The 22,747-nt window shown below is 47.6% G+C and carries 22 protein-coding genes; 8 read left to right on the forward strand and 14 right to left on the reverse strand.

From position 1 onward, the window contains the following. The first annotated feature begins 21 nt into the window (after nt 1-21). Nucleotides 22-1,347 carry an exodeoxyribonuclease VII large subunit gene (gene xseA, locus BM292_RS10635; protein ID WP_092858398.1) on the forward strand — a complete coding sequence of 442 codons (1,326 nt, stop codon included), beginning with the start codon at nt 22-24 and terminating at the stop codon, nt 1,345-1,347. Here xseA and BM292_RS10640 read toward each other — a convergent pair. From BM292_RS10640 to BM292_RS10680, 9 genes are all read right to left on the reverse strand, one after another. Continuing rightward, nucleotides 1,325-2,251: an AEC family transporter gene (locus tag BM292_RS10640; protein WP_092858400.1), complete on the reverse strand. Its 927-nt coding sequence runs from the start codon at nt 2,249-2,251 to the stop codon at nt 1,325-1,327. The genes xseA and BM292_RS10640 overlap by 23 nt on opposite strands. Nucleotides 2,252-2,302: 51 nt before the next feature. After that, entirely contained in the window at nt 2,303-3,247 is a 945-nt protein-coding gene (locus BM292_RS10645) for a porin (RefSeq protein ID WP_092858402.1), read from the reverse strand. Nucleotides 3,248-3,376: 129 nt separating this feature from the next. Further along, nucleotides 3,377-4,648 carry a tetratricopeptide repeat protein gene (locus BM292_RS10650; RefSeq protein ID WP_143434092.1) on the reverse strand — a complete coding sequence of 424 codons (1,272 nt, stop codon included), beginning with the start codon at nt 4,646-4,648 and terminating at the stop codon, nt 3,377-3,379. Nucleotides 4,649-4,659: 11 nt separating this feature from the next. Then, nucleotides 4,660-5,268: an energy transducer TonB gene (locus tag BM292_RS10655; protein WP_092858404.1), complete on the reverse strand. Its 609-nt coding sequence runs from the start codon at nt 5,266-5,268 to the stop codon at nt 4,660-4,662. Between the two features lie 2 nt (nt 5,269-5,270). After that, entirely contained in the window at nt 5,271-5,678 is a 408-nt protein-coding gene (locus BM292_RS10660; RefSeq protein WP_092858406.1) for an ExbD/TolR family protein, read from the reverse strand. Nucleotides 5,679-5,690: 12 nt separating this feature from the next. Then, entirely contained in the window at nt 5,691-6,236 is a 546-nt protein-coding gene (locus BM292_RS10665) for a MotA/TolQ/ExbB proton channel family protein (protein ID WP_177203841.1), read from the reverse strand. A gap of 8 nt (nt 6,237-6,244) precedes the next feature. Further along, nucleotides 6,245-7,612: a MotA/TolQ/ExbB proton channel family protein gene (locus tag BM292_RS10670; RefSeq protein ID WP_092858410.1), complete on the reverse strand. Its 1,368-nt coding sequence runs from the start codon at nt 7,610-7,612 to the stop codon at nt 6,245-6,247. 2 nt (nt 7,613-7,614) lie between these two features. Beyond that, nucleotides 7,615-8,388: a DUF3450 domain-containing protein gene (locus BM292_RS10675; protein WP_092858412.1), complete on the reverse strand. Its 774-nt coding sequence runs from the start codon at nt 8,386-8,388 to the stop codon at nt 7,615-7,617. 81 nt (nt 8,389-8,469) lie between these two features. After that, nucleotides 8,470-9,750 carry a mechanosensitive ion channel family protein gene (locus BM292_RS10680; protein ID WP_245751927.1) on the reverse strand — a complete coding sequence of 427 codons (1,281 nt, stop codon included), beginning with the start codon at nt 9,748-9,750 and terminating at the stop codon, nt 8,470-8,472. Between the two features lie 128 nt (nt 9,751-9,878). Between BM292_RS10680 and BM292_RS10685 the strand changes: the two genes are divergently transcribed. Genes BM292_RS10685 through BM292_RS10695 form a run of 3 tightly spaced genes read left to right on the forward strand, consistent with a single transcriptional unit; the run spans nt 9,879 to nt 14,225 of the window. After that, nucleotides 9,879-11,609, forward strand: coding sequence for a sensor histidine kinase (locus BM292_RS10685; RefSeq protein WP_092858414.1), 1,731 nt, complete (start codon nt 9,879-9,881; stop codon nt 11,607-11,609). Nucleotides 11,610-11,649: 40 nt separating this feature from the next. Then, a complete protein-coding gene (gene rdgC / locus BM292_RS10690) occupies nt 11,650-12,555 on the forward strand; it encodes a recombination-associated protein RdgC (protein ID WP_092858416.1) in 906 nt (301 codons plus the stop codon). Next, a complete protein-coding gene (locus BM292_RS10695; RefSeq protein ID WP_092858418.1) occupies nt 12,552-14,225 on the forward strand; it encodes a dipeptidyl-peptidase 3 family protein in 1,674 nt (557 codons plus the stop codon). The genes rdgC and BM292_RS10695 overlap by 4 nt, the downstream gene beginning before the upstream one ends. A 76-nt stretch (nt 14,226-14,301) precedes the next feature. Here the strand turns inward: BM292_RS10695 and BM292_RS10700 are convergent, their stop codons facing one another. Beyond that, the gene (locus BM292_RS10700; RefSeq protein WP_177203837.1) at nt 14,302-15,015 is read right to left on the reverse strand and encodes a tRNA1(Val) (adenine(37)-N6)-methyltransferase; all 714 of its coding nucleotides are present in this window, start codon (nt 15,013-15,015) and stop codon (nt 14,302-14,304) included. 55 nt (nt 15,016-15,070) lie between these two features. Here BM292_RS10700 and srmB point away from each other — a divergent pair, with 55 nt between their 5' ends. Further along, nucleotides 15,071-16,288: an ATP-dependent RNA helicase SrmB gene (srmB, locus tag BM292_RS10705; protein ID WP_092858422.1), complete on the forward strand. Its 1,218-nt coding sequence runs from the start codon at nt 15,071-15,073 to the stop codon at nt 16,286-16,288. Between the two features lies 1 nt (nt 16,289). On the opposite strand, the gene BM292_RS10710 is transcribed toward srmB, so the two are convergent. After that, entirely contained in the window at nt 16,290-16,643 is a 354-nt protein-coding gene (locus BM292_RS10710) for a VanZ family protein (protein WP_233340255.1), read from the reverse strand. Nucleotides 16,644-16,682: 39 nt separating this feature from the next. Then, on the reverse strand, nt 16,683-18,170 hold the full coding sequence (gene thiI / locus BM292_RS10715) for a tRNA uracil 4-sulfurtransferase ThiI (protein ID WP_092858424.1): 1,488 nt from the start codon (nt 18,168-18,170) through the stop codon (nt 16,683-16,685). Between the two features lie 126 nt (nt 18,171-18,296). Between thiI and BM292_RS10720 the strand changes: the two genes are divergently transcribed. From BM292_RS10720 to dxs, 3 genes are read left to right on the forward strand one after another with little or no spacing between them, the layout of a single operon-like run. Next, on the forward strand, nt 18,297-18,533 hold the full coding sequence (locus BM292_RS10720) for an exodeoxyribonuclease VII small subunit (RefSeq protein WP_092858426.1): 237 nt from the start codon (nt 18,297-18,299) through the stop codon (nt 18,531-18,533). Then, nucleotides 18,530-19,417, forward strand: coding sequence for a farnesyl diphosphate synthase (locus BM292_RS10725; protein ID WP_245751929.1), 888 nt, complete (start codon nt 18,530-18,532; stop codon nt 19,415-19,417). Before BM292_RS10720 ends, BM292_RS10725 begins: the two co-directional genes overlap by 4 nt. Before the next feature lie 3 nt (nt 19,418-19,420). Next, nucleotides 19,421-21,301, forward strand: a complete 1,881-nt coding sequence (gene dxs / locus BM292_RS10730) for a 1-deoxy-D-xylulose-5-phosphate synthase (RefSeq protein ID WP_092858428.1) — start codon at nt 19,421-19,423, stop codon at nt 21,299-21,301. Here the strand turns inward: dxs and BM292_RS10735 are convergent. Beyond that, on the reverse strand, nt 21,263-21,739 hold the full coding sequence (locus BM292_RS10735) for a phosphatidylglycerophosphatase A family protein (protein ID WP_092858430.1): 477 nt from the start codon (nt 21,737-21,739) through the stop codon (nt 21,263-21,265). The genes dxs and BM292_RS10735 overlap by 39 nt on opposite strands. Continuing rightward, a complete protein-coding gene (gene thiL, locus BM292_RS10740; protein ID WP_092858432.1) occupies nt 21,740-22,738 on the reverse strand; it encodes a thiamine-phosphate kinase in 999 nt (332 codons plus the stop codon). Between the last annotated feature and the right edge of the window lie 9 nt (nt 22,739-22,747).

Here is a 22,747-nt window from a genome sequence, read left to right on the forward strand (position 1 = left end):
CATTCTTACCGAGGTTTTATCATGCAACAACCGCATATTTTTACTGTCTTTGGCCTGAATACCGAGGTAAGACAGGTGCTTGAGCAAGGCTTCGGTTCGATTTGGCTGGTTGGCGAAATTTCAAACTTCGCAGCACCAAGCTCAGGACATTGGTATTTTACCCTAAAAGATGAGCGCGCGCAGATCCGCGCAGCGATGTTTCGTAATGCCAATCAACGGGTAAAACTACGTCCGCAACACGGCATGCAAGTGCTGGTGCGGGCCAAACTGACTGTGTATGAACCACGCGGCGACTATCAATTAATTATTGAACACATGGAAGATGCCGGTGCTGGCTTGCTACAACAAAAATACGAACAACTCAAAGCGAAGCTGCAAGCTGAAGGATTATTTGCCCCAGAACATAAACAAGCCTTACCCGAAACAATTAAGAAAGTTGGGGTGATTACCTCACCAACCGGCGCGGCTGTGCGCGATATTTTGGCGGTATTAAAACGCCGTGACCCAAGTGTTGAAGTCATCATCTATCCAAGCTCGGTGCAAGGCCAAGCGGCAACCGGTGAATTGCTACATATGCTGCAGCGCGCCATTGCTCGTGATGAAGTCGATGTTTTGATTATGGCTCGTGGGGGCGGCTCACTCGAAGATTTATGGTGTTTCAACGACGAACAATTAGCTTACGCACTACACAGTTGCCCGATTCCGACGATTTCGGCTGTCGGCCATGAAGTTGACTTTACTATCTGTGATTTTGTTGCCGATGTGCGCGCACCAACGCCATCGGCGGCGGCTGAACTCGTGAGTCGTGATCAACGTGAAACTCTGGCGCGCATTCAACATTTGAGTCATCGCGTTGAACAAGCCTGGCTGCGCCAATTTCGACAGCGCTCGCAACACCATGGCTATTTATCACAACGTTTGCAACAACAGCATCCGCAACGGCAGTTGCAACAAAATGGTCAGCGCTTAGACGAACTGTCAATGCGCACGCAAAATGCGTTGCAACGCCACCTACAACAGGTCAAAAGTAACCAAATCCAATTACATAAGCGCCTAATTAATGTTCATCCAGAGCGTCGAATTGCGCCATTGAAACAGCAACAGCAGCAGTTGCAGCAGCGTTTGAGTCTCGCCATGCAGCAGTTACTCAAACAACAGCAGCAACGTTTTCAGTCGCTCACGCAAGGTTTGCATATGGTTAGCCCACTGCAAACCATTGAGCGTGGCTACGCAGTTGTGCGCAAAACAGACGGGAGCTTAGTGCGTAGCCCCGAGCAACTGACTCAGGGCGAAGCATTTCAGGTGAAAGTTGCCGAAGGTGAGTTTATGGCAACAAAAACTGAATAAAAGTGTACCAGAGTGGCAGCGTCACAAAGCACAGTAACACGCCATAGCCCACAATAGCTGCTGACAAAGTCGGCGCTAAGCCTGCCATAATAGCTAATGCGCCAGCTGAAATCATTGCTGGCATGGCGGCTTCCATTATCGTGACTTGCACGGCTAATTGGTCAAGACCAAAGCCATAGAGCACAGCCAATGCAATAATCGGTGTGGCAATCAATTTTAAACCAAGCGCCCAATACAATGGCCCGCGGTCTTCTTGTGGAAGTTTAAATTTCAACTGAAAACCAACCGCAACCATAATCACGGGCACCAACGTAATCGCCAGTGAGTCAATAAATTGGCTCATCACCTCAGGATAAGCTACACCACGCAACAGCAATGCGACGACTAACGCAATAAATGGTGGGAACTTGGCGATTCGCAGTGCAATGGCGCCAGCACTTGGTCGCTTCGCATCAGCACCCGGATCGTGACTGTAAATAGCGGCAATGATAGTGGCATAAATCGATAAAATGAAAAACGAACCGAGTTGATCATATAACAACGCGTATGGAATACCCTCGGGCCCAAAAAAAGCTTCAACCATTGGGAAACCCACAAACGATGTATTGCCAAGTGGCACCACAATCAACATCGCGCCAGTGGTCATACGCGACCAGTTAAGCCACTTGCTTAAACCGAGCAACACAGGCACTGTCAGCGCTAGTAATAGCCAAGGGATAAGTGCTGGATATAGTAGCTCTTTGCCAAACGTTAAACTGGGTATTTTTTGTAATACAACGGCCGGCAACGCAACATAAATCACGTAAGCGTTGAGAATTTGTCCGGTATTTTGCGGGAATTGCCGGCTACGTTGTAGCAATAAGCCAATAACAACGTAGCCCGCAATGAAGATAAAGTTGGCCATCGCTCGACTGTAATCCAATTGAGGTCAAAAGATGGCCTTAGTTTACCTTGCTTAGAACTTATGTTCGATACCCAGAGCCAAATAGCTTTGGTTAACATCGATAGCATCTAAGTCACGGCCTGTGTACCACGTATAAACTTTGGTGTTTTTACCCAGTTTATAATCAACACCTGCCGCCATAGAACTCTCAACACCGTCAACACTAAAGTCCATGCGCTGGTATTGTGCTTTGAAGGTAAAGTTGTTGTATGGATACTTGATGCTTGCGACATAACCATCAGCTTCAGCAGTGCCATCTACTTTTTCTTGTTGTTGCCACATGAGGCCAACAATAGTCGAGACTAACTTGGTATAACCGACAACCCGTTCAATGTCATAACCATCAACTTTACGATCAACCGCACCGCCTAAATAGAACGACGTGTCATCAAGGCCTTCGTCACCGTAACTAATTGCGGTAGAGATGCCGTCGTCGATCAGTGGATCGTCGCTTGCTGTGTAACTCACTTGGAAGCGAACTTGATTAAACGCTGGTGAGTAATAACTCACCGTGTTGCTCAGACGATTTTCACCTTCGAATAAGGCTTTCACGTCGGCCTCATAGTCGCTAAACACATCGATATCGCCTTGAATCGTCTTCAATACGGTGTCGCGACGGCCAATGGTGATTTCACCAAAGTTACCTTTCAAGCCAATGTATTGGTTACGAGATTTCAAGTTATCTGAGCCACCAAGGTCGGCTAAATCAACTTGCCATTCAAGTTTGTAGATAACTTCTAAATCATCATTTAACTGGGTGCCGCCTTGAATACCAAAGCGTGAAGAATTTGACACAACGTCAGTCTGTGAACCGTTGCCGTCATCAAGATCATTGCTTTGTAGCGATACGTTGATTTTACCGTAGATATCCCAAGTTAATGGTTGATCGTCAGCAAAAACAGCTGATGAACTCATCGCGAGAATCGCTGGAACAGTTACCAATAAAGTTTTTTTCATGACATAGCCGCCTAAATATAGGTGAACACACTGTGGACTATAGACCACACCCCCGATTTAGGCGCTATGTTATGTCAGAAATATGACAGTTTCATGACTATGTGTCAGTTTTTTGTCTTTTACGTGTCATTACGATGACGTTTTCATGTCAGCGCGCAGTTCCATCAACCGATTTTGCTGCTCTTGTTCTGCTTGAGCGTAGCGTTCCCACTGGCCTGCAGACTGTCGTGCATCGTCAAATTTCTTCGCAATAGCGAATGCTTGCAAGGCCGCATTAAAGTTTTCCAAGTTTAACTCGGCCATACCAATTACGAGATGCATGGCACCCGGTTGCTTCAAACCACCTTTATCAAGCGCGGCACGGGCTGCTGAGATGGCTTCCTGATTACGCTCCGCATTGAGTAATAACGTGGCGCGTTGCGCATCGAGTTCACCATCGTCACTCAGCTTTGCAGCAGCTAACAATGCCGCACTGGCTTTATCCGTCTCACGGGCGGCAACCCAAGCTTGGGCTAATAACTTTAAGTTACGCAAATTACGTTCAACTGCGCCTTGTTGCAGCGCTTGCTCTAATACTTGGCCCGCTTTAAATGGAACGTCATTGAAAAAATAAGTTTGCGCTAAGTTCAGTAAATCTTGGCCTTTGGTTAAAAAGCCTTGCTGAAAAGCCGTTTCTAACATCGCTAGTTGCTTATGTTCTTGACCAAGCTGACCATAAATACCAGCCAACTGCACCCAATACTCAGGTTTGTTGTAGTAACGCACCATGTCTTCAAGCACGGCAGCAACGCTTTTGGTATCGCCTAGCTCAAAGTACACTGCACGCTGTAACACCAGCCAATTTTCTTCAGGCACTTGGCCTTTTGATTCCACTAACTCAATAGCTTTCGTAATGGGTGCTAAAGCCGACTTATAGTCCCCTTGCTGATACAGTGCTTGTGCTTTTAACACCCAAGCCTTTTGATGTTGCTCAGCCGGAGTAATGCGTTCCCACTTGGCTAGGAATGCAATGGTTTGCTCAAACTCACCCTGCCCCAGTGCTAATTGAGCCAAACTAAACAATGTATTTTGCTCAAGCGCTTGCGGAATGGCTTCTTCCTCAACCACTTTGGCAAAGTACTCAATAGCTTTTGCAATATTGTCCTGGCCGTAATACATGTAGCCATAGAAATTCCAGAGCATCGCGCGCTCGTAGCTGTTCATGCTGCTGAGCTTGCCCTCAACATTACGCAAAACTTCTAAGCCAGCGTTCACATCGCCGTCATCGGCTAGCTGTTGGGCTCGTGCTAACTGACTGTAAACTTGCTCACGCAGAGCCGGCGTCTTTTTCCGGTCTTCAGCCAAAGCTGAGGAATTGACAACCACCGCCACGACTGCAACAACAAAGAGTAAATAACGCATAAGTTTGTCTCCTAACCATCAATGGCGAATGTTAAACGGTTCTGAACCCCTTCCACTTCTACGGGTTCACCATTCACAACACGCGGTTTGTATTTAAACTTCAGCACCGCTTCCATGGCTGCTTGGTCAAAAATGCTTTCTGGCTGGGCTTCTATCACGTATGGATCACGCACAGTACCTTGCTTGGTGACCGTAAATCCGACGACCACGTAGCCTTCGATACCACGTTGAAGCGCGCGACGTGGATAGACCGCTTGTACTTTCACAATCGGCAAATATTCGCCGTCACTGGTATCTAAACCTACGCCGCCAGATAAGCTGGTATCGGCTTGAATATCCGCTGAAAAATCGAATCCTGCGGCATCTGTGTCAGCGCTTTCGTTCTGCATTTGTGGTTGCGGCATATCCGGCGGTGGCTGCTCAGGCTCGGGTGGTCGTTGCGGTTTGCGCTCTTTCTGCTGCACCACCTCTTCTGGCTTCACCCGAACAAAATCAAGCACGCTGCCGCGCGGCGGCTCTGACATAGCACCTTCACCGCCGACAATGAGCGATTGCATCAAATAGAAAAGCCCAGCTGTAATAGCAAAAGCGGCGATGAGTGCGAGCAATACACGTTTCATAACTAGTCTTCTTGCGTTGCAATCGAGACATCGAAGACACCGGCTGCGCGCGCGGCATCCATGACTTTAATCAACGTTTCCGTCGTGGCTTTTTTATCGGCTTGAATCACCACCGAACCTTGCGGGTTCTCGGCATACAAACGTTCAATATTCGCCTGTACCGCGCGCGCATCGACTTGTCGTCTATTGATCCAGATTTCGCCCGAATCACTGATTGCCACTAAGATATTGGCTCGGTCTTTTTGCACCGCCGTCGCCGCCTCTGGACGATTCACATCAATGCCTGACTCTTTAACAAACGAGGCGGTCACAATGAAGAAGATAAGCATGATAAAAACAACGTCCAGCATGGGCGTCATATCAATTTGCGCTTCTTCTTCGTCCACTAAATTTGCAAAATGTTGTTTCATTGCGCCTTACCTCTATTTGCTTGCAAGCTTAGATACGCTTGCGTGATCGAGTAACAAACGATCTTCTAATTTAAGTCGTTCGCGTTTCGCTGTGCGTTGCAACCAGGTGGTGGCAAACACGCCCGACAATGCGCCAACCATGCCTGCCATCGTCGGAATTGTCGCTTTCGATACACCGGCAGCCATTGAACGAGCATTGCCAGTACCAGCGACGGCCATCACGTCAAATACCTCAATCATGCCAGTCACTGTTCCCATCAAGCCAAGTAGTGGACATAACGCCACCATGGCTTGCAGAATCGGCAGATTGCCACCTAACGCTAATGACACGCGTGAAATAATGGCGCCGCGAATTTGTTCAGCTTGCCAAGATGAGCGATCCGCGCGGTTATTCCAGGCTGTTAGAGCCGCTTTGGTTGCTTGGCGATGCCCTCGCATGTAGTAAAAAATGCGCTCTAGAATCATCAACCACATCACGAAAATGAGTACCCCGATAACCAGCAGCACGTTGCCGCCGGTTTCGATGAAATCTTGGATTGCGTTACTGAATTCGAGCAGGAACATAATTAGTGACTCCGCTCAGAGCGCTCCGCAATAATGCCCGAAGCCTGTTCTTGCAATACATGAACGATGTTGCGGCTGCGCGTATTTAACGTGGCGAACAATAACGTCATTGGTATCGCTACCACTAAGCCGAGTACGGTGGTTACCAAGGCTTGTGAAATGCCGCCAGCCATCAGTTTCGGGTCGCCAGTACCAAACAAGGTAATCGCTTGGAAGGTATTGATCATACCGGTGACGGTACCCAAGAGACCCATGAGCGGTGCCACGACAGAGATAATCTTGATAAAGGTTAAGTTGCGCTGAATTTTCGGCACTTCACGCAAAATCGCTTCACTGAGTTTCAGTTCAAGTGTTTCGGTATCAACGTCTGGATAGTTGCGTTGCACCGCCATCACACGACCGAGTGGGTTATCTTCGCGGGCTTCAGGTTGCTTCATTTGACGTTTCACTTTGCCACCCATGAAGGTGAGCGTAATGAACCGTTCAATAGCAATGATGAGACCGATAGCGCCAAGAGCTAGAATGATGTAACCGACTGTGCCGCCCTGATCGATGCGCTCACCTAAGTCAGGCGCTTGCACGAGTAAGCCCAAAATTGAACCACCGGTTGGGTCGAGCGCAAATTTCACTGGGTTGTCGTTGGCTTGTTCAAGTGCAGCCACGGTATCTAAATAGCGCCCAGATGGTTGACGAATGAGCTCAGCTACGGTGTCAGTGCCTGGCACTAACTCTAAATACTGACCGTCAGCAACCATATTGAAGGTACCCACGCGGGTCACTGGCTTGTTCACTTTCTCGCCGTTGGCAAGCGTTACTTCGGTTTCAAAAGAGCTAACTTTGCCAGACTCGGTCATTTCTTGGAGTAAGGCTAACCAAACCGACTCAATTTCCTCAATTGAAGCCAACTTTGAGCTGCTCCCCATTTTTTGCGCAAGCTCACTCATTTGCTCGCTACGGCCCGGAAATTCAACCGAAACAAACGAGGTTTGTAGCTTACTACTGGTGTCACCGGCTACTTGCTGCAACACGCCGAAGAGTTCGCGTAATGAGCCCATACGCTGGGTCAATGTATCAGTCAAGCCAGCCAGTTCAATTTCGTTCTTCTCGAAATTGGTTTCTAAGGTTTCGCTAAGCTGTTCGAGGCGGTCACGCTCTGCAATGGCTTCGCGTAAAATGCGCGCTTGCTCATCCGCTTCTGCACGAAACCGCGCTTCGCGCTGCTTGTTCTCTTCGGTTTGCTCAAATTGCCCTTGCTGCAACTGTTGTAACAATTGGTCGAGGTTGATCGGATCTTGCGGGGCACTGAACGCTTGCTGAGAGAGTAATAAAGCAGTTGTTGCCACTGCACCGGTTAAAAATTGCTTCAACATGATTATTCTCCAGCGCCGTTAGTTTGAGTGAAAACAGGAAGCATTAATAAGTCTGGCGCCAATTGCTTGCGCGCAACTCGAATCGCTTCTTGAACATTGCTGGCATAACTTGAATCAAGCTCTTGCCACTCGCGCTGCTGTTGATTCCACACGCCCATGTGAGCACCATCGCGGGTTTTGTACAGCAACACCGTGCGACCCATGCGTAAAAACTCAACGTCCTGGCTTTGGCCATTGACGCTCATTTCACCGTTGTAAGCTTCAATGTTGCGGCCGTAGTCAGCCTCAATTTGAAACGCTTCCATCACGCGGCGAAACTTCTCAGAAACGTCCACGTCAGCGCGGTCCATCAGGTCACGTAAATTGGCGACGCGTTCAGCACGCTCTTCTGGCAAAAATGGCACATCCAATTCGACAAATTTGGCAAGGCTTTCAATCATACGCAGCATCAGTGGCGTAATTTGGCGTTCAACCACGCTCACTTCATCAATCGAGCTGTTCAGCTCGTCCTTCTCAACGAGCTGTGCATCAAGTTGCTTCTGAAGTTGCTCGGTATAAACCTCAAGGCCCTGAATTTGGCGGGTGATTTGCTTATATTGCTGAATACGTTCTTGCGTTGAATCGGCAATTTTTTCAACGGTAAGCTGCGATGATTTTGCTGCTGCGTTGATCTTGTTGGCGGCATCAACCACCGGCTCTAGCGACTGCTCTTGAGCAAAAACAGGCGCGCTGCCCAGAGCCAGGAGAACCACAGAGGAAATTAAGGAATGCTTCATAACAATACCTTGCGCATCTAATGAATGATGCTGGGCAAGATACTGCAGTTATGTGACAGCTTGGTGACTGTATTATGTCACTTATGTGTCAATATGACGGTTTTGTTTGATTTCTGTGACCATCTCGCGCATGTCGACGCCGCTAGGATGCTGGAATACGCGTAAACCAAACTCTGGCAAAATCGAGATGAGATGATCAAAGATATCTGATTGAATACCTTCATATTCAACCCACTCCGTGGTCGCGGTAAAACAATACACCTCGAGCGGCAAACCGTCAGCGGTTGGATTCAATTGACGTACCATCATCGTCATTTCTTGATGAATACGCGGATGATTTTTCAAATACTGCAGAACATAGGCGCGGAAAGTTCCGATATTGCTGATTCGTCGCGTATTAACCGGCTCTTTGCCTTCGTCCTTTAATTTCTGATTCCAATCATCGATTTCTTGTTGTTTATTATTCAAATAATCTTTTAACAAACGGAAACGATGCAGCTTTTTCTGCTCGTCTTGCGACAAAAAATGCACACTATTTTGATCGAGCATGAGACTGCGCTTAATGCGACGCCCGCCGGACTCTTGCATGCCGCGCCAGTTTTTAAATGGGTCTGAAATAAAACGTTTCGTCGGAATCGTTGAGATGGTTTTGTCCCAGTTTTGCACCTTCACGGTATGCAGCGCGATATCCGTGACATCGCCATCGACATTCAGATTGGGCATTTCGACCCAATCGCCAACGCGAATAATGTCATTTGACGTAATTTGAACACTCGCCACCAAAGACAACAGCGTATCCTGGAATACCAACATGAGTACCGCCGCCATCGCACCGAGACCAGACAATAAAATAATCGGCGAACGGTCAATTAACGCGGCGACAATGAGAATCGTAGCGACAGCATAAATGGCGATTTTGACAACTTGAATATAGCCTTTGATTGGCTTTTCATGAGCATCGGGTTGGCGCTCATATAGAGCATTAACAACGGTCAAAGCCCCACTCATCGCGCGGCCAATGGTCAGCACTACAAATGCGTTGCATACGTTGCTGATGACAATGGTCAGCTCCTCCGGCAAGTTAGGAACCGAACTGATTCCATAGGAAATAACCAGAGCTGGCACGACATTCGCTAGACGCGCGATAATATTGCGCTCAAATAATTGGCGATCTTTACCTGCAGGTGTGTACGACAGCACCGTCATCGCACCACGCATTAATATTTTCTTCACTACAAAATTAGCAAGCCAGGCGGCGACTAGGAGCAGCGCTAATTTGACCATGGTGTCAATGTCGGCATGTTCCGACAACCACTTTTGCCAACTGTCCAGTTGCTCTTGCATGCTTGTAATGACGTCCATTTTTGTGCGTTCCTGCAGCTAATGAAGAGCCCATAACATAGCCTAATCGAGGCGATTTCTCAATCTTTCACATATTGCGAAGCGAGTTAATTTACAGTACCTTGTGTGAATTGTTGCAAGGACTTTCAATGGCTACGTCGAGTATTTCAAAATCCCTCTTAACCAACGTACTTTCAGTCTATTTCGTACTGACTTTGATTGTGACGTCGGTACAAGTTGTTGGGGAATACTACGACACCAAAAATATGCTGGTACAAGAATTACATAACCAGCAAAGTACCTTCAGTCATTCATTGGCACGTTCATTGTGGGAATACAACACACCGCAAATTGAGGCGATTGCCGATGGTCTGATTAACATCCCAGCCATCGCCGGACTCGTGATTCGAGACGATACCGGTCGCATTGTAAGCCAGCTGGGGCGCACGCCACCATTACGCAGTTTCCCAAGCATTTCAGCCGATAGCTATGAGCTACCCGAGCGTGAAGGAGTGTTCGGTTACTACTCCAAGCTCGTCTTTGAATTTTCTGGTGATTCAACTCAAGTGGGCGATGTCACTCTCTATACAACCCGCGACATCGCAATTCAGCGCATTAAAGTTAGTCTGTACTTCATTATTGGTTCAGCCATCGTTAAAAGTACTTTTTTGATTATGTTGTTCAGCGTTGCCTTTCATCGCATGCTGAATCGACCTATGCGCGATTTGATCAATCAAATTCAAAACTTTCGTTTAGACGACTTAGAACACTCGAAGCTACATATTCGTAGCCTGCGTAACACCGAATTTTTGCTACTTGAGCGCGCCTATAACCAGTTGGTTGAGAACCTTAAAGAATATCAGGAAGACCTCGACCGCGCCCAAAAGCAGTTGATACACGTTAACCAAAAGCTCGATGAACAAAACGGTATCCTCGAGCAAGAAGTTGCCCGTAAAACGAGCAATCTCAGTCGGGTGTTGGTTGACCTAGAGCGTCAAAAGAATGACCTTGAGCTACGCCAAGACACGCTCGAGAACGAAATTCGCCAGCGGCGGATCATCGAAACAGACTTGCGCGAAATTAATACGCGCTTACAAGAGTCATTGAGTGCCCTTGAACGTACTCAGGATCAGCTGATTGAGTCAGAGAAAATGGCATCACTTGGTGGTCTAGTTGCCGGCATTACACATGATGTAAATACGCCAATTGGTATCTCGGTTACCGCTGCAACGTATATTCGTGATCAACTGACTGAAGCCGAAGAAGCTTTGAACAAAAAAGCCCTTACCCAAGCGCAGCTCACCAAAGTATTTAAGCTCAGCAAAGAGTCGCTTGATTTATTGGAAAGCAATTTAGCACGCGCCTCTGACCTTATCAGTAGCTTCAAGCAAGTGGCTGTGGATCAAACCTCTGAAGTGGTTCGCGAAATCAATATCAAAGACTACTTAAACGGTGTGATTCAAACCCTAAATCCGCGCTTGAAACCGTTTAAACCGCGCCTGACCATTGAGTGCCCAGATGATATTGAAATTCGCTGCCCGGCAGGTGCGTTTGCGCAGATTTTCACAAATTTAATTATCAATTCCTTGATTCATGGCTTCGAAAATAAGCAAGATGGTGAAATTGATATCAGCATCAAACGCAAAGATGACAAGCTTGTCATTGTTTATCGTGACAATGGTAAAGGCTTGACGCAACAGCAACTTGACCAATTATTTGACCCGTTTTTCACGACCAAAGTGCAGCAAGGCGGAAGTGGCTTAGGCACACACATTATTCGAAATCTCGTGACGCAAACCCTCAACGGCACGATTGAAGCTGAAAGCGAAGTGGGACAAGGATTAACCTATCGCATGACATTAGCGGTGACATTTATCTAATTCAATTCGATATCTCGAAGTTAAATATCAAGGACATAACATGTGGTTCAAGAACTTGCGAATTTATACGCTCGCAGACGATTTTGTTTTACCTGAAAACCTCGAACAACGCCTGAGTGATCATGCGTTTCGCCCATGTGGCCGCCAAGAGTTAGCAAGTTTTGGCTGGAGTTCACCGTTCGGCCAACACAGTGAAGTGCTGTTTCATCAAATTGGTAACGCTTATTTATTTTGTGCCCGTAAAGAAGAAAAAGTACTGCCGGCGGCAGTAGTAAGCGCTGAAGTTGATGAAGCAGTGAATCAAATTGAAGCCGAGCAAGGTCGCAAAGTTGCTGGTAAAGAGAAGCAGAACCTAAAAGAAGACATTATCCATCGGCTACTGCCACAAGCATTTACCCGCTTTCGTCTCACTTGGGGACTGCTCGACACCGATTTAGGTATTGTGGTGGTGGATGCTTCTGCCGCGAATCGTGCTGAAGACTTCCTGGGGATGCTACGCAGTAGCTTTGGTTCACTACCCGTGAAACCATTGTTCAGTGAGAACCCCAGCGAGCTTTATTTCACGCAATGGCTGAAAGACGGCAAAGTTCCCGGCAACTTCGATTTTGGTGACGAAGTGGAGCTGCGTGATAACAGTGACGACGGCGGTATTGTGCGTGTGCGTCAACATGCGTTGACAGGTACCGAAATTGAAACTCACCTCGCCCATGGTAAACAAGCAACGAAAATAGGTTTAGACTGGAATGAGCGTTTAACTTTTGTGCTAGAACATGATCTAGCTGTAAAACGTTTTAAACCAACAGACTTATTGATTGATGAGCAAGATAAGCTTGTTGATGCCACACCAGAGCAAAAAATTGATGCTGACTTTGCCCTATTAGCTGGCGAGATACGTGCGTTTTACCCGGATCTTGTGAGCTTATTTGTTGAAAGGAACGAACAATGATTAAAACAATCCGTTTTCCACTAACAGCGTTAGCCTTGAGTTTAACGCTACTTGGTTGTAGCCAAGAGCCTGCGCCGGTCGAAAAAGCTCAATCGGATGCGCCAGCCGTTGAATTAGTTGCCGATGCGCAATCACGTCTCGACATTTATTACCCGATGGATCTTACCGCTGACTTAAGCCACCTGTCTGATCGTCAACGCCACGTTGTTGAGCTGTTGATTGAAGCGTCTGAGATTATGGACGACTTATTCTGGCAACAAGCATATGGCGCTACTGCGGGTAGCCTTCTTGGTCGCATTGATGATGCGCGCGTGAAAAAATTTGCTGAAATTAATTATGGCCCTTGGGATCGTCTCAATAACGATAAGCCATTCTTAACTGGCTTCGGTGAAAAGCCAGCAGGTGCAAATTTTTATCCGGCCGACATGACCAAAGAAGAGTTCGAAGCTGCTGACTTTGAAGGTAAAATTGACCTCTACACACTGGTTCGTCGTAACGACCAAGGTGACCTCTATGCAGTGCCTTACAACGAAGCTTATCGTACGCAGCTAGAGAAGGCTGCGGGGTTATTACGCGAGGCCGCTGAGTTTGCTGAAGACGAAGGCTTCAAAAATTATCTCAGCATGCGTGCTGATGCGTTTTTGAGCAACGAATATCAGCCGTCTGATTTCGCTTGGATGGACATGACCAACAATGATATCGATGTGGTGATTGGTCCGATTGAAAGCTATGAAGATCAACTCTATGGCTATCGTGCAGCGTTTGAATCTTATGTGCTGATTAAAGATCTCGAATGGAGCGAGAAATTAGCGGTGTATGCGCAGTACTTACCTGAGCTACAGCAAAATCTGCCGGTACCTGCTGAATACAAGGCAGAAGTACCTGGTGCAGGTGCGCAGCTTAATGCATATGATGTGGTTTACTATGCCGGTCACTCGAATGCTGGCAGTAAAACCATTGCTATCAACTTGCCAAATGACGAAGAAGTTCAGTTGGAAAAAGGCACGCGCCGATTACAGCTGAAAAACGCCATGCGTGCCAAGTTCGACGCAATCATGTTGCCGATAGCCGACGAACTCATTGTGCCTGAGCAACGCCAGCACATCACCTTTGATGCGTTTTTCGCCAATACGATGTTTCATGAAGTGGCACACGGCCTTGGTATCAAAAACTTAGTTGGCGAAGAAGGCACCGTGCGTGAGGCCCTGAAAGAACACGCTTCAGCCCTAGAAGAAGGCAAAGCCGATATTCTAGGCTTATACATGGTGACGCAGTTGCTCGAAGCTGGTGTCATTACTGAAGGCGTGCTCGAGGATTATTACACCACGTTCTTGGCGGGTATCTTCCGCTCGGTACGTTTTGGTGCCTCAAGTGCCCACGGCAAAGCCAACATGATTCGCTTTAACTACTTTGAGCAAGCGGGTGCGTTTTCGCGCAACGAGCAAGGTCAATATTCAGTGAATATGGATGCGATGCGTGCGGCTATGAATAGTTTGTCAGAGAAAATTCTAACGCTTCAAGGTAACGGCGATTACCAAGGTGTAGGCGAGCTCTTTGATACCATGGGCAATATTAGCCCGCAGTTACAAGCTGATTTAGATCGCTTGTCGGCTGCTGATATTCCTGTGGATATTACCTTCCGCCAAGGCAAGAAAGTGCTTGGACTGTAACTGTCAGTCTTAATTATTAGTTTTAAAGAAGCTCTGCGCACTTATTTAATTAGCTTATTAAATAAGTGCGCAGTTTTTATTCAAAGTTTAAATAAAAGTCTTTTGTTATTTGCTTAAAGCCTACTGTGTAGTGCCCTACTTCATCGCGAATCACAACTTGCTCGAACTTCTTCGATTGCTCTTCTAAATCTCTGACAAACTCGAACAAAACTAAGTATGGTGCTTTTTTCGGGGTGCTCTGAACCATGCACTGGCGCGCCACTTGCAGGTTCATGGCGGCTAATTCAGCAACAATTGTTTCCTGTGCTTGTATTGGTGCAACCACGGCAATACGACCGTTTGGTGCAAGTAACGGAGCGGCTCGCATTAGCCAAGCGTGCCAAACATCGCCGGTGCCTTGCCGTGCTAATTCACGCTCTTTGGAAGCGCTCGCCAGATGGTTGGCGAAGTACGGTGAATTCATGACAATGAGTTCGTATTGATTCTCACCATAAGCCGCGGTTGTGACATCACCTTGTGTGATCACGATTTTGTCGGACCACGGCGATGCCAACACATTTTGCTGAGCTTGTATTGCCGCGTTTGGATCAAGCTCAATCGCCTCAATCATTGCCGTGGCGGCGCTACGTTGTGCCAACATTAATGCAAGAATGCCGCAGCCGGTGCCCATATCCAGTATGCGTTGCGCCATGCCTACCTGAACCCAAGCTCCGAACAGCAGGCTATCGGTGCTAACTTTCATCGCACATTGATCATCTTTGAGGTAAAATTGCCGGCATTGAAAGCCCATAGGCTTCTCCGTAAGCATTTAGCGCACTACTTATCCGTAACGACAGGAACTAAGCATGACACCCGATTGGGAACAATTAGAACTGGATGACGAACTCATCGATGTTCTCAAGGCTGCAGACATTAACAAGCCAGCGAAAGTACAGCAAGCAGTTATTCCAGCAGCTTTGGATGGTCAAGACTTGTTAGTCAATTCACCAACGGGTACTGGTAAAACGCTCGCCTTTTTATTGCCGGCTATCCAGCATCTCTTGGATTTTCCTCGTCGCCAACCGGGGTCAGCACGCATTCTTATTTTGGCACCAACACGCGAACTTGCTCAGCAAATTGCTGAGCAAGCGGATGCGTTTGGTGAAACCACAGAACTCAAAACGGTGTTGATTACTGGTGGTGTGAATTATGGTTCGCAGCATCAACAGCTTCAGGCTAACCATGATATTTTGGTCGCTACGCCAGGGCGCTTGCTCGATTTGATTGGCGCTGACCAATACGAACTTGAAAACGTCGAATGGCTGATTATTGATGAAGCTGACCGTATGCTCGATATGGGCTTCAGTAGTGCGGTGAAACAGTTGGTAAATGAAGCGCGGCATCTCAAGCAAACTTTATTGTTCTCAGCCACATTAGAAAGCGCTGGTGTTAAACGCTTCTCTGGGGAAATTCAAAAAGAGCCTCAACATATTACGGTGGAGCCACCGAAGCGCGAGCGCGGCAAAATCTTACAGCGTTGGTATCAAGCGGATACTGCCGAGCATAAGTTTAAACTTCTTGAGCGTGTGCTAGCCGAAAATACTGGACGCCGTATTATCTTCGTTCGTACCCGTGAGCGTGTTGAAGAGTTATCGGGCAAGTTGCAATCGGCTGGTATCAAAACCTTAACGTTACGCGGTGACATGCCACAATCCGATCGCCAACGCATTATTGCGCGCATGGAAAAGTTTGAAGACAGCACCCTGATCGCAACCGACGTTGCCGCACGCGGTATTGATGTGGAAGACATCGAGTTGGTGGTGAACTTTGATTTACCGAAGACTGCGGATGTTTACTTGCACCGTATTGGGCGCACTGGCCGCGCCGGCAAATCGGGTTTAGCTATTGCGTTGGTGGAAGCGCATGACGCCGAACTACTCGGTCGCATTGAGCGTTACCAGAAAGCCAAGCTTGAACGTCGTGTGTTTGACGACTTACGGCCGCAATACAAGTTCCCAACGCCGGGGAAAGCGAAAAAGAAAAAGGCAAAGAAAAAAGAAGCGAACAAAAAGAAAGCGAAGTAATTTACTTCGCTTTTTTCTTTTGACGAAACCTAAAGTAAGCATAGGCATAATAGGTTGAAGCGCCTGCCGCGTCGGCAATCAAATCGCCCAAACTTGCGTCGCGATACGGCAACATATCTTGCACCCACTCTATGGCCACGCCATACAGCGTCAGAATCACTAAAGCGGCCCAGATTGGAATCGGAAAAGCGCGATGGAACGTCAGAGCCAAAACAAAGAATGCCCCAAAATGCACCACTTTGTCAGCATTTTCAAAGCGCGGTACTTGATTGGTTGATACTTGCATTAAGAATGCAGCAGACAGCCCAATCAGTACGATTAAAAATATAAGCCGCGCAATGTTTCTTGACGTCATTCAATTTCCTTACTGCTTTTCTGATTTAAGCCACTTTCTTTACTTTGACGGCGGCTGATATACCGCTACATTTTGGTGCCCTTGCTCTTGCAAATACAAAGCCTGCAAATTGCTCATGACACCCTTTTCACAATACAACAAATAAGTTTTACTATTATCTAAATCAGCAAACGCTGTCGCCAATTTAAAAAACGGAATATGGCGAACCATAATATCGTCTTTGGGCGCGTTAAAAGGCTTATTATCCACTTCATCCTGACTGCGAATATCAATGATTTCGTGAGTCGCACCGTTGACACTCTGCACTGCATCAACTTTTTGAACGCGTTGCTCAGTTGCTTCACCTATTTGGCTCACATCTTCAACACGCGATTGACGCACCACCTGCTTAATCAATTCACTATCGAGCTGACTTTCAGCTTCAGCTAGCGCATCGCACTGTGCCTTGACCGTTGGCTTATTCGAAATCACACCACAATATTCTGGCATACTTCGGGCAAAATCGGCGGTACCAATTTGTTGCGCAATGTTAATGATTTCTTGCTTATCCATGGTGATTAACGGGCGCAGTACCAATTTATCGGTTGCTTCATCAATCACACTTAAGTTACTCAATGTTTGGCTTGATACTTGTCCTAGCGCTTCACCAGTAACAATCGCCGCAGTGTGTAAGTTGTTCGCAACGATTTCCGCGGCCCTTAACATTTGCCGTTTTAACACCACACCCATCAAGCCGTTATCAACCTTGGTGAGAATTTCTTCAACCACAGGGGCAAAATCAATACTAATAAACTTTAGCGGATGCGAACTCGCGTATTGCTGCCAAAGGTAATAAGCCGTTTGTCGAACGCCTGTTTCGTGTTGCGCGCCACCTAGGTTAAAAAAGCAAAAGTGCACTCGCGCACCGCGACGTAACAACTGGAAACTAGCAACACTCGAGTCAAAACCACCGGAGAGCAAACTCAACACATTTTCTTGTGTTGGTAACGGGAATCCACCTAAGCCTTGTTCTTTGTGCCCGAACACTCGCACAACGTCATGATCAATTTCAACGCGAACTTCAACGTCCGGCTTCTTCAGGTTGACCTTGCTATCCGCGCAATGTTTGAGAATGGCACCGCCTAAATAGCGCTCTAAATCAAGGGAACGAAACGGATGCTCACCTTTGCGCTTCACTCGCACAGCAAAGCTTTGACCCGGAATGATAGCCTGCCAGCACGCTAATACTTCTTCCATAATTGGCGTGAAGTCGGTTGGGTCGCCTTCGGGAAGTGGTAGCTCATGCGAACGGCTAAACCAAGAAATTCCAGGAACTCGTTGTAAAATATCACTCACTTGGTTCGCATCTTGTTGTGCGTCATCGGCGACAACAACCTCGATTCGATCCCAACACCAGATCACCTTGGCGTTAACGTCGTTACGGCGCAAGATACTTTTCAGATTATTTACCAGTACCTTGCCATAGCGTTTCCGAACGCCTTTACTTTTAATGGTGATTTCTGCGTGCAATCGAACTATAAATTTCATGAGATTATTTGATGCCGTTACTGTTACTGAGTGTAAAAAGGCGGCATTATACCTGATTTGACCACGCTGCGGAATCAAGGTAACTTGTGCGCCATTATTCCATGTAGCTACTGGATACCATGCCTTATGAGTGATTTGTCTTTCGAACAAGCCATGCAACAACTTGAAAAAATTGTTGTGCAGTTAGAACAGGGTGAGTTGCCTCTTGAACAAGCGCTGGAGCAATTCGAGCAAGCGGTAAAATTATCTCGTTTGAGCCAACAGAAACTGCAACAAGCGGAACAAAAAGTCAGTCAGCTATTGCAGCAGCAAGGCCAAGAAAATCTCACGCCATTTCAACCAAGTGCTGAGGATGAGGCGTGAATCTGACGCAGCAGCTCAACGACACTAAAGAGCACATTAACAACTATTTGTCGCGCTTGTTGCAAGAACGTGTAGCAATAGCACCGCGATTAAATGAAGCAATGCATTATGCGCTGGTTCTCGGCGGCAAACGTGTGCGGCCCTTTTTGACCTTGCACGTCGGTGCGTTATGCGGCGCTGATGCCCATAGTTTGGCGCGCGCCGCAGCTGCGGTTGAATGTGTTCATGCTTATTCATTGGTGCATGATGATTTACCAGCCATGGATAACGATAGCTTGCGACGTGGCCACCCGACTTGTCATATCGCCTTTGATGATGCTACCGCTATACTCGCAGGTGATGCATTACAAACATTAGCTTTTGAGTTACTCAGTACACCAGATAAACAATTAAACGCCACGCGCCAACTCGAAATGATTCATGTGTTGGCTGATGCCAGTGGCGATCGTGGTATGTGCGGCGGTCAAGCTTTAGATATAGCAGCCACCGGCAATGCCGTGCCTGAATCAGAACTCGCACAAGTGCACATTCATAAAACCGGTGCGCTGATTCGAGCAGCGGTACAACTGGGAGTACTCGCCGGCCACGACGATGCACAGCCATATCGCGCCCACTTTGATGCTTTTGCGCATTATTTAGGGTTAGCATTTCAAGTGCGCGATGATATTTTAGATGTAATTGGCAATACTGAAGCGCTCGGCAAAACCCAAGGTAGCGATATTGAGGCTAACAAAACCACCTATGTGAGTTTACTTGGCTTAGTGGGTGCGCAGCAGCGCCTCAACGATTTACACCATAAAGCGCTTCATGCGCTGGGCAAAATTCCTTACAATACCCAATTATTGGAAGCATTCGCAGATCATCTGCTGAACCGGGATCATTAATACATGTCGTCATCAAGTAGTCACTCAGCCGCTTCAACAGCTTTGTTGGACAGCATCAATACACCTGCCGACTTACGTTTGTTAAACGAACGTCAGTTGCCGCAGCTCTGTGCCGAAGTGCGCGAGTTTCTATTAAACTCAGTAAGCCAAAGCAGTGGTCACCTTGCCTCAGGGTTAGGCACCGTTGAGCTGACGGTGGCGCTACACTACGTTTACTCGACACCGCATGATCAACTCGTATGGGATGTTGGCCATCAAGCCTACCCACACAAGATTCTCACTGGCCGTAAAGACCAACTGCATACCATTCGTCAGAAAGACGGCTTACACCCGTTCCCATGGCGTCCAGAAAGTGAATACGACACACTCAGCGTCGGCCATTCGAGTACCTCAATTAGCGCTGCTTTAGGCATGGCCATTGCTGCACAACGCAACAATACCCAGCAAAAAGTTGTTTCGATTATTGGCGATGGTGCGATTACCGCGGGCATGGCTTTCGAAGCCTTGAATCACGCGGGTGATATCAAACCGGACATGTTGGTTATTCTGAACGACAACGACATGTCGATTTCGGAAAATGTTGGCGCATTGAATAACCATTTGGCGCGCGTATTATCGGGCAAGGTATATACCTCCATTCGCGAAGGCGGTAAAAAACTGCTACAAGGCATGCCAGGTATTTCTCACCTTGCCAGCCGCGCCGAAGAGCATATGAAAGGCATGGTTGCGCCGGGCACGATCTTTGAAGAGCTCGGTTTTAATTATATTGGCCCGATTGATGGTCATGATGTGAACCTGTTGGTTGATACCCTGCGCAATATGCGTAATTTGAAGGGCCCACAGTTTTTGCACATTGTGACGCGCAAAGGTAAGGGCTACGCACCGGCTGAAAAAGATCCAATTGGTTACCACGGTGTGCCTAAATTTGATCCGTCGCAAACGTCATTACCCAGCAAAAAGGCCGCTACGCCTTCCTATTCCAAAGTTTTTGGTGATTGGCTTTGCGAAATGGCGGCGGTTGATGAGAAACTTATGGCTGTAACACCAGCCATGCGTGAAGGCTCAGGTATGGTCGAGTTTTCGCAGAAGTTTCCGCAACAATACTTTGATGTTGCCATCGCTGAACAACATGCGGTGACCTTTGGTGCCGGCTTGGCGATCGGTGGCTATCACCCAGTAGTTGCGATCTATTCAACGTTTTTACAGCGTGGTTACGATCAATTCATTCACGATGTGGCGCTACAGAATTTACCGGTGCTATTTGCGATTGATCGAGCTGGTATTGTCGGGGCCGATGGTCCAACCCATCAAGGCGCGTTCGATATCAGTTACATGCGCTGTGTGCCAAACATCGTCATCATGACACCGAGCGATGAAAACGAGTGTCGTAATATGCTCTTCACCGGCCATGTGCATCAAGGGCCTGCAGCCGTCCGTTATCCACGCGGTAATGGCACAGGTGTGAGCATGGATGAGCATATGCAAAAACTTGAGATCGGCAAAGGCCGCTTAGTTCGCGAAGGCAAAAAGATCGCGATTCTTAACTTCGGCACATTGCTTACCGAGGTAATGAGTTGTGCTGAGGCACTGAATGCGAGCGTGGCTGATATGCGTTTTGTGAAGCCGCTGGATGCTAGCCTAATCGATTCGCTCGCCGCTGAGCACGATTTATTGGTGAGTGTTGAGGAAAACGTGATTGCTGGTGGTGCTGGCAGCGCCGTCAGTGAATACTTGGCGCAACAAGGTAAGACAGTGCAAATGCTTCATCTTGGCTTACCTGACGAGTTTATTAAACACGGTAGCCAAGAAGAAATCCGTGCGGAGTTAAAACTCGATGCCGCAGGGTTAGAAGCTCAAATTAAAGATCGCATGAACCGCATGTAAAACAACGGCGCTGGCCACTCCGGCCAGCAAGTCGTCCACCATAATGCCTGCCCCGCCCTTTAAGTTTCGATCGCACCAACCGATAGGTCCTGGCTTGACGATATCAAAAAAGCGAAACAGTGCGAATGCCGCCAAAACGTTGTACCACGTGAATGGCAATGCAATCATTGCAATCATATAGCCAGCAATTTCATCCCAAACAATCGCAGGATGGTCATGCACGCCTAATGTTTTCGCGGTGTAACCACAAATCCAAAAGCCTGCGATGGCTGCGATAATGGTAATAACACTGTAGGTGAGTAAACCGGTCAATTGCATGGCATAAACAATTGGAATTGCTGCTAACGTGCCAAAGGTTCCCGGCGCTTTTGCCGCAAGCCCACTGCCAAAACCAAACGCCAAGCAGTGAACTGGATGCAACAATAAACGCTTCATCATTTACTCTGCGGATGAATCAGCAGGCGAACGAAAATGTTCGAAACCTGGCGTTATATCAGGGAGTTGCCAAGGTTCGTCGTCATGGAATAACTGCACCACCTCGGCTTCATTGGTTACCCGTCCTATGCATACAGGTTTGCTTGGGCTATGTGCAGTCACCGTATCAAACAAGCCCCGCTGGGCTTCTGGCACGGTAAACAACAATTCGTAATCATCGCCACTCGTTAAAGCGTAAATCAGCGCTTGCTCCTCGGTGAGGCTCTCCGTTAAGGCCAACGATAAAGGCACTTCGTCGACACTTAAACGTGCACCAACATGCGATGCTTTGAGAATATGGCGCAAGTCGGCGAGTAATCCGTCTGATACGTCGATAGCACTACTGGCTATTCCACGCAATGATTGACCCAAGGCGACACGCGGTGATGGGAAATACAGGCGTTCAGTGAGTTTACGTTGATAATCTGGGCTTAACTGCTGGCGATGTTGGCGAGCAGCTAAAGCTAACCCAGCATCACCTAAGGTGCCGCTCACGTAAATCCAATCGCCTGGCTTCGCACCACTGCGACGTAACGCTTTGCCTGTTGGCACAAAACCGTGGGCGGTGATCGTTACTGATAGTGGACCTTGTGTGGTATCGCCACCAATGAGTTGGCAATTGTAGTAGTCGCAGATTTCACGTAAACCATGCGCAAAGCCGGTTAACCAGTCATCGTTGATTTCCGGTAACGTAATAGCGAGGCTGATCCATGCGGGTTCTGCCCCCATTGCTGCTAAATCACTAAGATTCACCGCAACGACTTTATGGCCTAGTGCGCGAGCCGGGGTATCGCGATCAAAATGCACGCCCTCAACCATGGTGTCGGTAACAATCACCAGTTCACTATTTTCAGGAACCCGCGCAATTGCGCCGTCGTCACCAATACCTAAATCAACATCGTCACGTTGCGGTAGACGATGTGTGAAATAGGTTTCAATCAGATCAAATTCGCCAAAGGCCATAGCAATAAC

Origin of the sequence: Pseudidiomarina tainanensis (assembly GCF_900115255.1) — a bacterium.
Taxonomy (GTDB): Bacteria; Pseudomonadota; Gammaproteobacteria; order Enterobacterales; family Alteromonadaceae; genus Pseudidiomarina; species Pseudidiomarina tainanensis.